We start from the raw sequence: 14,434 nt of genomic DNA, 5'->3' as shown, positions 1-14,434 counted from the left end.
CATAAATCATAGAAGAGGCTGTCCCAGAAGTCATGAAAATGACGGAGGGGTAGCCTCTTTTGTGGTTTATCGTAGTTCCGCTATCTTCTCTACGAGGATTTCGCCTGCTGAACGACGGCTTCGATATAGGCTCTAAGTGTTTTAATAAAGGTTCTCATAGCATATCCGACATATCTGTCACTGCGGTAAATCAAACAAATATCCTGAGAGGGTGTAGGATGCCGCAGGCTCACGACCTTTATGTCCGGATTTGGCAGGGTATCCAGCAGCAATCGTGGCAGCACACAAGCGCCAACTCCGCTCTGCACCATTTGGAGGAGAGAAGATAATGTTGTTGTCACCATATGCGGCTGCAGAGTAAACCCTTGATCCGTGCAGAAGCGATCGATCAGCTTGCGGCATTGATGGTCGGGAGGAAACATGACCATTTTCAAGTCATTTAACCTGCTTAGAGGGATGAAATTCTCGTTAGCAATGGGATCGTTTACACGGACGGCAAGTGAAAATTCTTCGTGAAATAGAGGAATAGAGGTGAGTCGGTCATCGCTAACAGGTCCGATCGTTACTCCAACATCAATGCTTCGGTCCAGAACTTGATCGGTTACTTTCGTGGTTTCCAAAAGAGAGAGCGAAATAGTGGGATAGGTCTGATGGAAATTCAGCAGCAAGGCATTGAACATGAGATCCGCATCACCGGGTAAGACACCGATGGATAGCGATCCGCCTTGCATTTGCTTCAAGTCAGCAATAGCATCGCTTGCCTGCTTCAGATGCCCGAACACAGATGCACCATGTTCCTGCAGAATGGCTCCGGCTTCTGTAAGAACGATGGTTTTGCCCACTCGATCGAAAAGGAGAACGCCTAATTCTTCTTCCAATCTCCTAATCTGTTGACTGATGTTGGGAGCGCTGACTCCCATCTTATCGGCTGCTCTCGTGAAGTGAAGTTCTTCACATATCGCCATAAAATATTGTAGCTGCTTTAACTCCATAGCTCACACTCGCTTTCAAAGGCATCGCTGAAGGCAGTTTCAATCCTTATTGTTGCTTCATCTTCTTTCTCTGTCAATGCCTAATCGTTAACTTATACTTAACGTTCCGGTAATTCGCACTGCATTGATGGTACCTCCCATGAAATCTATACTAAAAACATAACAAATGCTTCTCAATTCTAAGGAGGTTAAACAGATGTCAGAAACCATTATCGGCACGGCAAAAACAGTACGTCAAGTGGCACTTCACAAGGTGCAGAGTATCCCAGAAGAACTATTTGACATACAACCAGATTCGTATAATAACACGATTCGCTGGAACGTTGGACACATGATTTATTGGATGGATGCCTACATGAAGCTTGGTTTCTCGAAAGATTCGGCCATACCCGAAAGTTATGCGGGGTTCTTTAACTCCGGTACAGCACCAGCTAACTGGAACCAAATACCACCGTCGAAAGAAGAACTCATCAAGCAGTTATCTGCACAACTTAATCAAATAAGTGAATTATCCCCTGAGAGTCTGGAGGCACCTTTCGAATCTCCGCTGCAATTTGGACCGCTCACGTTCCATAAGGTGGGAGAGCTGCTCAACTTTGGAGTTGTCCATGAAGGGATGCATCTTGCAACCTGTGATTGCTTACTTAAGGTGATTGACAAGAAGCATTAAATGCACATGATTGAAATAAGCCGGGACATGATGAAATCATGCCCCGGCTTATGGTAATGAAAGAGCAAGACTCAGTATCAGCTCTCCGTAACAACCGGGAACGTAATCTCAACCTCCGTGCCAACGCCGGGAACGCTGCGATAAATGAGGTTTGCTGATTCGCCAAAATAATGCCGAATGCGCTCAAGTACATTTTTCACACCGTAACCGCTGCCCCCGATTTTACTTCGGCTAATTCCCATCATAATGTCTTCGATCTGTCGCCCATTCATGCCTACACCATCATCCTTGATGAGCAATTGAATGCTGTCTTGTATGAATTTGCCTTGTACCGTTATGGTTCCCTCGCGACCAGCGCGTCCAAGAATACCATGCAGGATAGCATTTTCAACGAGTGGCTGAAGAGTGATTTTGGGTATGGCGTACTCAAGCAGTTCATCTGGTACATCGATTTGGAAGTTGATCTTATTTTCAAAACGAATGTTTTGAATCTGTACGTAGAACGAGACATGCTGGAGCTCCTCGCGCAGCGAGATGATATCTTTGCCGCTGCTCAAGCTTACTTTATAGAAACGAGCTAGCGCTTTGACGACTTTTTTGATATCGGTGTTCAGTCCGCTGTCAGCCATCCAGTTAATGAGATCCAGGGTATTATACAGAAAGTGCGGGTTAATCTGCGATTGGAGCGCCTTTAACTCCGCATTTTTCACTTCTTGCCCGAGCCTGTAGTGCTCCTTATTCATGGAGCTGATCTGCTCAACCATGTAGTTGTAGGTTTGAATCAGCTCGCCAATTTCATCTTTCCCCTGCGTCTGTGCAAGTGCGATCAGATTCCCTTGTTGCACATCCCTTAGACGGCTCGTTAATTGCGTAATTCGCCTCGTTACTGAGAACGAAAATAAATAAGCAAGCAGATAGGCGATTGCGCTGACGATTAGCAAAATGACGAGTAAATCATTGCGCAGTTGATGACTTTGCTGGACAACTTGATCCAGAGGAATAACGGTAAGCATTCCCCAATTGGAAGGGAGCTGTCGGTATAAGTAGTAATTATTTTTGGTCTGCCAAGTGATGGAGACCTCATCTCCGGGGCCGATAGCATTCGGCAACTCGATTTTGGTGTCAGCGACGGGTTCGGAAGCGAGGACGATTTGATGATTTTGATCGACCAGGAATGTGGTACTATTCTTGACAACGTTTGCTTTTTTCAGCATGGACCGAATGGTCTCTGCTTGCACATCAACTCGAAGCTGCCCAATAGGTACAGAGTAATTGTTCGGATCCAGGATACTGCGGACCACATAGAGTGAAGAGTCGTCATGTGTGGCATTTTTACCTAGCTCGGGTGATGAGCACCATAGGTATTTGGCATGAAGCTCTTTCAATCGGTCAAAGCAGGGACTCTGAACGGTCTGATCCATAGGCAGGAAATTCTCAGTTTCATTGGAGAAAATGAACGTTTTGGGTACATACAAAATGACTCGCGAGATATCGAGACTATCCTGCATAGACCTCAGCAATTGTTTGAGATTACTGTAATCCTGGAGTTCGCGATTGATATCTTGTGTTGCGTTCGGATCTAGTAGAATACCCGAGATGGTGGAATTGGACACCAATATATTCGTTGTTTCGGCTATACGCTGTACTCTGTAATTAAGAAAGGAATACGTTTGATCAAAGCCCATCTTGGCGGAGTAAGTCACATGATTAATAATGATGTCGGACATTTTGTCCGAGGCGATGAATTGATAGAACCCCAGAGGCAGCATGATTAGCAGCAGGTACGTGTACATAACCTTATGACGCAGTTTGGTGTTATACAGCCATTTACGCAGAACTTGAATGAAGGAAAAGATCATGGCTGACAACGCTCCCGATAGTCGGAGGGGGTCATCCCCGTTGATTTGCGGAATATTTTGGCGAAATGCTCCCCGTCCTTATAACCTACTTGAGAAGCGACATCCAGTACTTTCAATCGATTGTTGCGCAGCAAATCCTTCGCTTTTTCCATGCGATATTCCGTTACGTATTGCTTAATTGTTTTGCCTGTTGCTTCTTTGAAAATCGAAATGAGATGCGAAGCCGTCATTTGCATGTGGTCGCTCACGTCCTGCACGGATAAATCATCATCAGCAAAATGAAGATGGATATAGCGAGTAATGCGGGAGCTGGTAGATGACATGCCTCCGTTAGTCCGCTCGATAAGTGCGTATTTCAGCTCTTGGAGCTTAGAACTTGTCACTCGCTGAATATCGTCCAAATAATGACATTCTTGAATGAGCTTCCAGGGGACATCGTTTTCTTCCGAAGCATCGAAAAGTCTCATATTTCGGCTTTGGGCAAATTTGTCCATTTCCAGAATGAAACGGTAATACAGCTCTTTCACACTTACAATCAATGTTCCTGGATGTTGACGGATATCTGATGTAACGGTTCGCAGCAGTTGATCAAGTTCATCGAAATTTTCTTCAATCAACGCTTTCTGGAAACGGTTTAACTGCTCAGGGGGTGCTTGATAGTGCTGAGAGCTTGCCTCGCTTCCATGATTATCATGAAGGATGATCGAGCATGGTTTATGAAAAAAAGACGCTTGTAAGCGAAGGACTGCGCTTGTGTAGGATTCCTGCAGTCTTCTGGCATTCGGCATTATTACCCCGGCAGCCATGGAATAAAGCTCAAATTCACGCTTCAATACGAGTGATAGTTCATAACAAATATGATGAAGAGCATGGCTTTCGATGTCGTCATTGTGATGTGAAAACAAATGGATGATGACATGGTGATCATCTTTGGGCGCGTATAAGTAAGGTTTGCCGCAAGAGGTTAATATTGTATCCAAGATGATCCCTAGTTGATCTTTGGAAGGGAGAGGTGACACAAGCTTGATCATGACCGTCACTGCTGGTCCTTGCAGGGCTGCCTCAAAATCTGCGGCTACAAGGCGATTATGCAGGTTCTCATCGTCAAATCCTCCACGTATAAGGTGCAGAGCTGCTTCTTGCTTGATGTAACTTTTGTTTTCTCTAGCTACTGAGTCATTTACGAGATGTCGCTGCTCTTCCTGACATAATGTAATCGCAGCATGAAGGGCTTCTTCCAGCTCTTCGATATCGATCGGCTTCTCTACATAGCTAACTGCTTTTAACGTGATGGCTGCTTTTAAATAATCTTTATCGGCATAACCGCTCATAAAGACAATTTTACACTGGGGGTATTTCCGGCGAAGGTGAAAGGCGAGCTCAATGCCATCCATCCGGGGCATACGTATATCTGTAAGGACAATGTCCGGTTTGATCTGCTCGGCAATCGCCACAGCCTCTAAACCGTCAACCGCCTCGAAAAACTCCGTAATTCCGAGTGACTCCCAAGCAATCGACTTGCGAATGCCATCTCTAGTAAATTTCTCATCCTCTGCAAATAGAAGCTTCATAGTAGGGCCCCCTTTTATGTAGCTATAGATTATCGCAATTTGGACGGCAATACTACTACCTGAGGCGGGGATCTGCAAAACTTACAGGGAATCGATATTTTGTCGGGTTATCACGTCTTATCGAACCTGATAATTTAGATACAGGAGAGTTAACCAACAACCAACACACAACCAGAATCGAATGGGGGGAATGTATAGAGATGAGAACAGGGCTCCTGTATCGAATGAAGTCCAAAAAAACACTATTGTTCATGATTGCGCCTGCAGTCCTGTACTTCTTGCTTTTTAGCTATGTACCGATGGCCGGGATCGTTCTTGCATTCAAGCAATACCGGTATGATCTAGGCATACTGGGCTCGCCATGGGTCGGATTTGAAAATTTCAAATTCTTTTTTATGACAGGAGACGCCTTTAGAGTCACACGAAACACGATGCTATACAACGCTGCATTTATTCTAATCAATAATGTCCTGCAGATTGCCGCCGCTATTTTTATGGCCGAAATTGGTTCCAAGCTGTTTCGTAAAACAGCGCAAACTTTGATGTTCCTGCCTTATTTTCTATCGTGGGTGGTAGTAGGAGCTGTTGCGTACAACTTGTTTAATTACGAGCATGGTACCGTCAATACGCTGCTGCGCATGCTGCACATACCAGAAATCGATATCTACACAACTCCGGAATATTGGACCTATATTCTAGTGTTTTTCTCGGCTTGGAAAACGATTGGTTACGGCGCTGTCTTCTATATGGCTTCCATATTGAGCATTGACCGTGAGACCTATGAAGCTGCTGAAATTGATGGCGCTAATGTCTTCCAACGGATACGTTTCATAACGCTTCCATCGCTGCGTCCAACGATTACGATTCTTATCTTACTTGCCATTGGCGGGATCTTCCGTGGAGACTTCGGACTCTTTTATCAGCTAGTAGGCAATAATGGACTGCTCTATCAAACAACGGATGTTATTGATACGTACGTATATCGTTCTTTGCTGGTTAACAATGAAATCGGGATGTCATCCGCTATTGGGTTTTATCAATCGATTCTTTGCTTTGTGACCATTATGCTCACGAATTTCCTCGTGCGTAAATCAGATAAAGATAACGCGCTTTTCTAAACATACAGCATTTTGCGGGGTGAACCTATGAATACGACGAGTGTCAAAAAAAGCCGCATCGACCAGCGGTCGTTGGATGTATTGGGCTATGTATTTATCAGCCTGATTTGCTTGGCCTGCCTAATCCCATTTCTACTCATTATCAGTGGATCGCTGACAAGCGAATCCTCCATTACAAGCGATGGATTTCGCTTATGGCCGAAAGAATTTTCTTGGGATGCCTATACCTTCGCGCTTAAGCATCCTGAGCAGTTTGTTAAATCCTACTTACTGACAATAGCTCTAACGATTACAGGTACGATTATAGGGTTGTTTATATCCGCAATGGCGGCATATGTGCTGCAGCGTCAGGATTTTGAATGGCGTGGTGGATTTTCCTTCTTTTTCTACTTTACTACCCTGTTTAACGGCGGGCTTGTTCCATGGTACATCTTAATGGTTAACTATTTGCACATGAAGAATACGTTCTGGTCTTTGCTCTTGCCACCGTTATTGAACGTGTTCTACATTATCATCTTACGCACTTTTTTGCGCAGCATCCCCGATGCAATTACCGAGTCAGCGAAAATCGACGGCGCAGGAGATTTTACGATCTTTCTTCGATTGATTTTGCCACTTGCGAAGCCAGGACTAGCCACCATCGGTCTGTTTACGGCATTGAATTATTGGAATGATTGGTTTAACTCGCTGCTGTTCGTGCAAAATGAGAAGCTGTACACTCTGCAATATTTACTTTATAAAATGCTTGGCAATCTCGAAGGAATTCGCAAGGTGATGGCCATTACCGGTATGCAAGTGACTGAATTGCCTGGGGAAAGCCTGAAGATGGCTCTAGCCATTCTTGTAACGGGACCTATTATTTTCTTGTATCCGTTTGTCCAACGCTATTTTGTGCAGGGCTTAACTGTTGGCGCTGTAAAAGGGTAACCCCGGGAAGTCAAATTCCCGGTTATCATATAGGTATTCATTTGTTCATAAGGGGAGAAAAAAATGGTAAAATCCAAGAAATTTGCTAAGTTCGGTTTGGCATCGCTTTTCGTGATGGGGACTGTGTTGACGGCATGCAGCACCAAGGATACTGCTCCGACACCTGCCTCTGCGGCACCTCAAGCAAGCGCTTCCGCAGCTTCTAACGGTATGGATACGAGCAAGGAAGTTAAGCTTAAGATGGTTTTGCTTGGCTCTAAGCCTAAAGCGTTTGATGAGGTTTATGGTGAAGTCAATAAATTGATGAAGCAAAAAATTAATGCCACCCTGGATGTGAGCTTCCTCGACTGGGGCGAGTATCAGCAGAAATATCCGCTTATGTTTGCAGCGAATGAAGACTTCGATCTCGTGTTCTCAGCCACTTGGTCCTACTATGCGCAGCAGGCTACCAAAAATGGTTACATGGAATTAACGGAAGATATGATCAAGAAGTTCGCTCCGAAAACGTGGGCCGAAGAGCCCAAAGTAGCGTGGGAGCAGGCGAAAATCAACGGTAAAATTTATATGGTTCCGCAAAATAATTTCGAATACAGCTATCATATCGTTGGGATACGCGGTGATTTGCGCCAGAAATACAATCTGCCTGAGCTAAAAACGTACGATGACTACGTAACTTACATGAAAACAATTGCAGAGAAAGAAAAAGATTTCAAACCAAGTATTGGCGTCAGTGAGTTCAATGCCGTAGAATTGATTCAACCAAATGAGTGGAACTTCGTCGTACCACAGCTGCCTGTCACGTATAAAGTAACGGATCCATCCAGTAAATTATTCAACTACGTAGACACGCCGGAATTTGCTGATTTTGCTAAGAAAATGAATGAAACGCAAAAAGCAGGTGCTTGGTCCAGAGACGCCATTGCCAATAAAGTGGATAAAACCCAAGCGTTCAAAGACGGTAAACTAGCTTCCGTTGAGTGGAACTTAGGGACACTGCTGCGCACCAAATCTGAAATGCAAACCACGCATCCAGACTGGAAAGTAGAGTTATATGATTTGAGTGCGGATAGGAAGCGTCTATCTAATCCATTCATCAATAACGGAATGTCCATTCACGCTGGTTCCAAGAACTACGAACGCGGTTTGATGGCGATTGATTTACTTCGATATGACCCTGAAATTCATGACCTAACGAATTATGGCATCAAAGGCAAGCACTATGAGCCAGTAGGTAACGATCAATTCAAACCGCTGCCAGCTTCTGCTGATTTTCCGCCATCCGGTACGGATCCATGGGGTTGGAACTCCTTGCATGAGCGCTTAGATTCCACAGTTGCCGCTGAAACGCAGAAATTCACTGAGAACTGGAAGAAAACAGTAACGGTGAATCACCCGTTAGAAACGTTTACCTTTGATGATAGTAAGGTGAAAAATGAGGTTGCAGCTGTAAGCAATGTGATGGATACTTATGGTAAGCCGTTGTTCTATGGTTTAGTTGATCCGAATGATGCAGCGCATGGCTTGAAAATTTTTAATGATAAGCTGAAGCAAGCTGGCATTGATAAGATCGTGGCGGAAATGCAGAACCAAGCCAATCCTTTGATTGCAAAAAAATAAGTCGATGGTTGTTCCGCTTCCTGAAATCAGGAGGCGGAAATTGGCTTTTATAGGTCAAACTCCAATAATATCCAAGAGGTGAACAGCTTGTCACACAAATATCCGCCCGTTAGTCCTAAGCTGCCTGTATTCATGCATGGCGCTGATTACAATCCCGATCAATGGCAGCATGATCCTCAGGTGCTTGAAGAGGATATTCGTTTAATGAAGCTTGCCAAATGTAATGTAATGGCTATCGGCATTTTTGGCTGGTCGGCTCTTGAACCGGAAGAAGGCGTGTTTACCTTTGAATGGTTGGACCGTGTGCTGAATGCCTTTGCCGAGAACGGCATCTACGCCTGGTTGGCAACGCCAAGCGGGGCAAGACCGGCATGGATGGCGGAGAAATACCCGGAAGTGCTGCGTGTTGGCGCTAATCGCGTGCGCAACCTCTTCGGTGCTCGCCATAATCATTGTTATACATCTCCCGTGTATCGTAACAAAGTAGCGGTGATGAATCAGAAATTAGCTGAACGATACTCCCAGCATCCGGCCGTTGTTGGTTGGCATATCTCCAATGAATATAGCGATGATTGCCATTGCAATTATTGCCAAGACGCCTTTCGCGGGTGGCTGCAAAGCAAATATGGAACGCTTGATGCGCTGAACATGGCATGGTGGACAAGTTTCTGGAGCCATACCTATACAAGCTGGTCGCAAATCGAATCTCCGGCACCACATGGGGAGAAGCTTGTGCATGGCATGAATCTGGATTGGAAGCGCTTCGTGACAGATCAGACCGTTGATTTCTGCCGTCATGAGATCGCTCCACTGAAAGCTATCAACCCTGAGCTTCCTGTTACAGCCAATCTCATGGACGCTTACGAAGGATTGAACTACTGGAAATTTACGGATGTGCTGGATGTGATTTCATGGGATGCGTATCCAACTTGGCATCATGCGAAGGATCAAAGCAGCTTGGCTGCTTGGTTCTCACTCAATCATGACATGTTCCGCTCCTTGCGAGGCGGTCAGCCGTTCCTGCTGATGGAAAGCACACCGAGCTTAACGAATTGGCAGCCTGTTTCCAAACTTAAGAGACCGGGCATGCATCTGCTATCCTCTTTGCAGGCTGTTGCTCACGGTTCTGATTCTGTTCAATATTTCCAGTGGCGTAAAAGCAGAGGCGCCAGCGAGAAGCTTCATGGCGCTGTTGTCGATCATGTCGGGCATGAGCACACGCGCGTATTCCGGGATGTTGCAGAGCTTGGCGGTCATCTCGAGAAGCTGACGGAAATTGTGGGTACGACAGTTCCGGCGGAAACCGCGATCATTTTCGATTGGGAGAATCGTTGGGCTGTTAAAGATTCGCAAGGTCCGCGCAACATGGGAATTAATTATGAGCAGACGGTTCTAAGTCATTATCAAGCATTCTGGGACCAGGGAGTTCCTGTTGATGTCATTGATATGACAGGCGATTTTAGCAAATACAAGCTCGTTGTCGCTCCGATGCTGTATATGGTTCGTCCTGGCGTCGGAGAGCGGATTGAGCAATTCGTTGCTGGCGGAGGCACTTTCGTAGCCACTTACTGGTCAGGGATCGTGGACGAGAACGATTTGTGCTTCCTTGGCGGATTCCCAGGGCCGCTTCGTCAAACGCTAGGCATTTGGTCCGAAGAGATTGACGGGCTTTATGATCATGATGAAAATCAAATCATCTACTCGGAAGGGAACTCGCTTGAACTCACAGGGTCCTATAAAGTACATGAGCTGTGCGAGTTAATCCACTTGGAAGGGGCTCGAGCCCTTGCTGTCTATGGCGATGACTTCTATGCGGGCAGGCCAGCTCTGACGGTTAATCAATTTGGCCAAGGAAAAGCTTACTATATCGCAGCCCGTGCGGAGCAATCGTTCCAGAGCAGCTTCTATAAGCAGATCATAAAAGAGACCAATATCGAGCCAGCTTTACAAGCGGAACTGCCTCACGAGGTTACAGCGCAAATTCGAACAGATGGCGTTAGCGAATTCATTTTCTTGATGAATTTCAGCGACCAAGATCAGACGATTAAGCTCGATGAACATACCTATTCTGATATGCTTACTGTTGGTGACACAGATGGTTCTGGCACCGTCGGCTCAAGCCTAGTGCTGCAGCCATACGGGGTGCGAGTTCTGAAGCGGAGCAAGTCGTAGAGCGATAGATTGGATGTTGGGAATGAATCCCAGCATCCTTTTTTTTATGAAGTTAAAGGGAATGACGCCTTCAACCGCGAAGAATCAGTGCAACACGACCTTACACAGGAAGAAAAGTGGTGACTTTACATGAAGACGGGCTTCCGCCTCTGGTTCGATGAAATTCGTAATATGCGGATTAAAGCGAAGCTGTTTCTGCTTATTACCATTACGATGGCTGTTAGCTCAAGCATTTCTCTCGTAGGCTTACAGATCGGCTTTTCGATGTATGATCAGCAAATTTACGAGAAATCGTCGCAAGTTCTGAATCTTTCCTCCACGTTGATTGAGAATGAACTGAATAAAGTAGAGCGGCTGACTTTCAGCATCATGTCGGATGAGCAGATACAGCAGCATTTGATTGTGATGAATTCGAACGAATCGGATTATATCCGCATTCAATCCCGCGCCAAGCTCGTAGACCGGCTAGTGCAGTATATCAACTCAGAGACGTATATCTCAGCGGCGGATATTACCGATGTGAACGGAAATAGCTACTCCAGCGGAAATTTGACAACGCTTTCTCCGGAGCGGAAAGCTCTGATCCAAGAAACATCCGATCGCGGTGGGGGCAGTTTGGGTTGGGTAAATCCGGATGCGCAGGATTACAGCCTCATTGCGACGAGGCAGATCCGATCCTCCGACAATTTGGAGCTCAAGAAGCTCGGCAGCTTAGTGCTGCATGTCAATTTGGACAAGATGGTGAATCAATATGCCAGAGAAGCTGTGACCCGAGACGGCGAGCTCATTATTGTCTCTAAAGGGACTTTAGTCTACCCGAGGACTGTGAGCATGAAGTCATTGATTAGCGAAGACAGTCCGATAGGATCTTCCTTGAGGGGATTTCGCATTATCGAACAGGATGGTGAGAAATATTTTGTTTCGCATATTCATTCTGATTATTTGGGCTGGACGTACTACAACACCCTGCCGTTCCAAACGATTTTTTATAACCTCACCTTGATGAAAAATTGGATGATCGCCGCATTCCTTATTTCTTTTTTTCTGCTGGTCGGATTCGGTATGGCGGTTGCGCGAAGCGTCACTCGTCCGATCGAAGGCTTAATTAGCAATATGCGAGGGCTGCAAATCAGTGATTTGGAAAATTCGGAGCTTCCGCCGATTGCGCCAATTTCTCAGCAGATGGATGAAGTTGGACTGCTTCAGCGGACGTACCGGATGATGATTGTGCGGATTCAGGAATTGATCAAAGAGAACTATACGAAGCAGATTATCATCAAAGAGACCGAGTTCCGATCCTTACAGGCGCAGATCAACCCGCATTTTCTGTATAACACGTTGGAATCAATCAACTGGATTTCTAAGATGAATGGGCAGAAGCAAGTTTCGCAAATGGTGGAATCGCTTGGTTATCTGCTTCGTTCGTCCATTAGTTTGAAGCAGGATATGATCCCAATTGAAGACGAACTGAAGCTTGTGCAGCATTATATCACGATTCAAAAGGTTCGTTTTGAGGAGCGGCTTGACTTCCGGCTGGACGTTTCTGAGGTTTTGAGAGGTTATTGCATTCCGAAATTGACGCTGCAGCCCTTGCTGGAAAATGCGATCAAGTATGCGGTCGAGGTCATGCTGGAACCCTGCATCATCCACATTAGGGGGCGGGAGGAAGGCGATTCTGTTCTTCTGATCGTTGAAGATAATGGCCCCGGTATCGATGAGGCTTACTTGGAACAAATCCTGACGGGTGAACGTCAATCCAGAGGCACAGGCATCGGCCTGAAAAATATTGATGAGCGAATTAAGCTATCGTTTGGCGAAGAATTTGGCATTCAAGTAGAAAATCGCACGGATGGCGGCGCACGTATTACCATTCGTATACCGATGACGAAAAGAGGGTAACGACTTATGTACAAAGTGTTATTGGTTGATGATGAACGGATGATTCTAGAAGGGATTTCATCCATTGTGGATTGGAAATCTGTTGATACTGAGCTAATAGGTACCGCCCGCAATGGAATTGAAGCCTATGCCTTCGTCTGTAAGCACGAGCCCGATATTGTTATCAGCGATATTCGGATGCCTGGTATGGACGGCTTGCAGCTAGTCGCCAAAGTCAAAGAAACTCATCCCCATACGCGTTTTATCATGCTTTCGGGTTTTGATGAATTCGAATATGCGCAAATTGCCATGCAGCATGGCGTTAAGCATTACTTGTTGAAGCCGTGCAACGAGAACAGCATTTTGAAAGCACTTAGTGAAATTGCTGCCGAGTACAAACAGGAAGAGAGCAAGGAAGGCTTCATCCAGTCGATGAAAGCCAATTTACAGAAGGTCTTGCCGCATGTCAAAGAGCAATTCTTGAAGGAGTTCGTGACGAATAAATCGTATGGCAGCCGAGACTGGGAATATTATGAGGATTTATTCGGACTGCATGTCAGCGGAAGGAAAGTTCGTTTGTTATTATTCCGTCTGGAAGACAAGTTCGAATATGAGCATTTATTTGCCGTGAAAAATATTGCTGAAGATATTCTCGATGAACCGCTCCTGAGCTCAACCATTGCGGAGCAAATTTTGGTGATGATTGAGGATCAGGACGACATGAAGCGGCTGCAGGAGCAAATTGAAGAGATCCGGCGTATTTTTATGCTGTATTACAAAATAGATACGACCGCCGCTTTAAGCGAAGCTGGGGAAATCGGGGAAGCCAGAAAACTTTATTTGCAAGCGATTGATTGCTTAAGCCATCGTTTCTATCTAGGGGAAGGCGGGCTAATCACGATGCGCGACATTCTGGGTTCTGCGCAGCCGAGTAAAGCCCAGTTTGTTTTCGATGAAGATCGCATTATATTTCCGATTCGCGCAGGAAATTGGGAAGAAGCCGAAGCAAGTATTGAAGCGTTTCAAGACCTTCTTGTGAACTCCCGATTAGACATACAGACGACGAAATCATATGTCATTCAAAGCTTTATTTCCATGACAAGATTATGCGCAGAACCGCAAATGCACCAATATATGGGGCTAATTGGCCATATCTCGCAGCTGGAAACGCTGCAGGCGAGCATCCAGCTGCTGAAGCAAACCGCTTCCGAAATTACGCACGTCATTTTTGAACAGAACAGAAACAAACATTCCCAGGTCATTCAGAAAGTGATCGATATTGTGAATACGGAGCTCTCGAACGCCGAGCTGTCGCTCAACTGGGTAGCGCACAAAATGCTGTACATGAATCCGGATTATCTGGGGAAATTGTTCAAAAAAGAAACGGGTGAGCGCTTCTCTAACTACGTCGTCACGGTGAGGATCCGCAAAGCCATGGAGCTTATCAAATCGAATGATGATGTCAAAATGTTTGAGCTGGCCGAACAATTAGGTTTCGGCGATAATCCGCAGTACTTTTCGCAGGTGTTCAAGAAGATTGCTGGCTGCGCTCCTTCCGAGTATAAGAAGCTGACGCTGTAGCCTCGTATTCACTGTTTTTTGAACATTTAACGCGGTAAATTAGATTCAA

Annotated in this window: 10 protein-coding genes; 7 read left to right on the top strand and 3 right to left on the bottom strand. The window is 45.6% G+C overall.

Translation table 11 applies throughout. From position 1 onward, the window contains the following. Window positions 1-89: 89 nt before the first annotated feature. Window positions 90-992 carry a LysR family transcriptional regulator gene (locus AC58VC_RS11385; RefSeq protein ID WP_497368854.1) on the bottom strand — a complete coding sequence of 301 codons (903 nt, stop codon included), beginning with the start codon at window positions 990-992 and terminating at the stop codon, window positions 90-92. Between the two features lie 196 nt (window positions 993-1,188). Here AC58VC_RS11385 and AC58VC_RS11380 point away from each other — a divergent pair, with 196 nt between their 5' ends. Next, on the top strand, window positions 1,189-1,662 hold the full coding sequence (locus AC58VC_RS11380) for a DinB family protein (protein ID WP_497368853.1): 474 nt from the start codon (window positions 1,189-1,191) through the stop codon (window positions 1,660-1,662). A gap of 77 nt (window positions 1,663-1,739) precedes the next feature. Here the strand turns inward: AC58VC_RS11380 and AC58VC_RS11375 are convergent, their stop codons facing one another. Continuing rightward, window positions 1,740-3,521: a cache domain-containing sensor histidine kinase gene (locus AC58VC_RS11375; RefSeq protein ID WP_497368852.1), complete on the bottom strand. Its 1,782-nt coding sequence runs from the start codon at window positions 3,519-3,521 to the stop codon at window positions 1,740-1,742. Further along, a complete protein-coding gene (locus AC58VC_RS11370; RefSeq protein ID WP_497368851.1) occupies window positions 3,518-5,092 on the bottom strand; it encodes a response regulator in 1,575 nt (524 codons plus the stop codon). Before AC58VC_RS11370 ends, AC58VC_RS11375 begins: the two co-directional genes overlap by 4 nt. Before the next feature lie 200 nt (window positions 5,093-5,292). Here AC58VC_RS11370 and AC58VC_RS11365 point away from each other — a divergent pair, with 200 nt between their 5' ends. The 6 genes from AC58VC_RS11365 to AC58VC_RS11340 all read left to right on the top strand — a co-directional run bounded on the left by AC58VC_RS11365 (window position 5,293) and on the right by AC58VC_RS11340 (window position 14,385). Continuing rightward, window positions 5,293-6,210: an ABC transporter permease gene (locus AC58VC_RS11365; protein ID WP_497368850.1), complete on the top strand. Its 918-nt coding sequence runs from the start codon at window positions 5,293-5,295 to the stop codon at window positions 6,208-6,210. Window positions 6,211-6,237: 27 nt separating this feature from the next. Continuing rightward, the gene (locus AC58VC_RS11360; RefSeq protein WP_497368849.1) at window positions 6,238-7,137 is read left to right on the top strand and encodes a carbohydrate ABC transporter permease; all 900 of its coding nucleotides are present in this window, start codon (window positions 6,238-6,240) and stop codon (window positions 7,135-7,137) included. A 63-nt stretch (window positions 7,138-7,200) separates the two neighbouring features. After that, on the top strand, window positions 7,201-8,754 hold the full coding sequence (locus AC58VC_RS11355) for an ABC transporter substrate-binding protein (RefSeq protein ID WP_497368848.1): 1,554 nt from the start codon (window positions 7,201-7,203) through the stop codon (window positions 8,752-8,754). A gap of 132 nt (window positions 8,755-8,886) precedes the next feature. Then, complete coding sequence (locus tag AC58VC_RS11350; RefSeq protein ID WP_497369023.1) at window positions 8,887-10,926, top strand: beta-galactosidase; 2,040 nt, start codon at window positions 8,887-8,889, stop codon at window positions 10,924-10,926. Between the two features lie 129 nt (window positions 10,927-11,055). Continuing rightward, window positions 11,056-12,825 (top strand): sensor histidine kinase, encoded by a 1,770-nt coding sequence (locus AC58VC_RS11345; protein WP_497368847.1) that lies wholly within the window; start codon window positions 11,056-11,058, stop codon window positions 12,823-12,825. A gap of 6 nt (window positions 12,826-12,831) precedes the next feature. Next, window positions 12,832-14,385, top strand: coding sequence for a response regulator (locus AC58VC_RS11340; RefSeq protein ID WP_497368846.1), 1,554 nt, complete (start codon window positions 12,832-12,834; stop codon window positions 14,383-14,385). Window positions 14,386-14,434: the final 49 nt, after the last annotated feature.

This window comes from Paenibacillus sp. J22R67, assembly GCF_059692175.1.
The sequence above is the reverse complement of the archived record's forward strand: the minus strand, read 5'-3'. Positions and strand labels throughout refer to the sequence as shown.

Excerpts from the sequence above, each read along its gene's own strand:
- AC58VC_RS11380 (WP_497368853.1), top strand. The coding sequence starts at position 1,189 with ATGTCAGAAACCATTATCGGCACGGCAAAAACAGTACGTCAAGTGGCA.
- AC58VC_RS11345 (WP_497368847.1), top strand. The coding sequence starts at position 11,056 with ATGAAGACGGGCTTCCGCCTCTGGTTCGATGAAATTCGTAATATGCGG.
- AC58VC_RS11365 (WP_497368850.1), top strand. The coding sequence starts at position 5,293 with ATGAGAACAGGGCTCCTGTATCGAATGAAGTCCAAAAAAACACTATTG.
- AC58VC_RS11375 (WP_497368852.1), bottom strand. The coding sequence starts at position 3,521 with ATGATCTTTTCCTTCATTCAAGTTCTGCGTAAATGGCTGTATAACACC.
- AC58VC_RS11340 (WP_497368846.1), top strand. The coding sequence starts at position 12,832 with ATGTACAAAGTGTTATTGGTTGATGATGAACGGATGATTCTAGAAGGG.
- AC58VC_RS11370 (WP_497368851.1), bottom strand. The coding sequence starts at position 5,092 with ATGAAGCTTCTATTTGCAGAGGATGAGAAATTTACTAGAGATGGCATT.
- AC58VC_RS11355 (WP_497368848.1), top strand. The coding sequence starts at position 7,201 with ATGGTAAAATCCAAGAAATTTGCTAAGTTCGGTTTGGCATCGCTTTTC.
- AC58VC_RS11360 (WP_497368849.1), top strand. The coding sequence starts at position 6,238 with ATGAATACGACGAGTGTCAAAAAAAGCCGCATCGACCAGCGGTCGTTG.
- AC58VC_RS11385 (WP_497368854.1), bottom strand. The coding sequence starts at position 992 with ATGGAGTTAAAGCAGCTACAATATTTTATGGCGATATGTGAAGAACTT.
- AC58VC_RS11350 (WP_497369023.1), top strand. The coding sequence starts at position 8,887 with ATGCATGGCGCTGATTACAATCCCGATCAATGGCAGCATGATCCTCAG.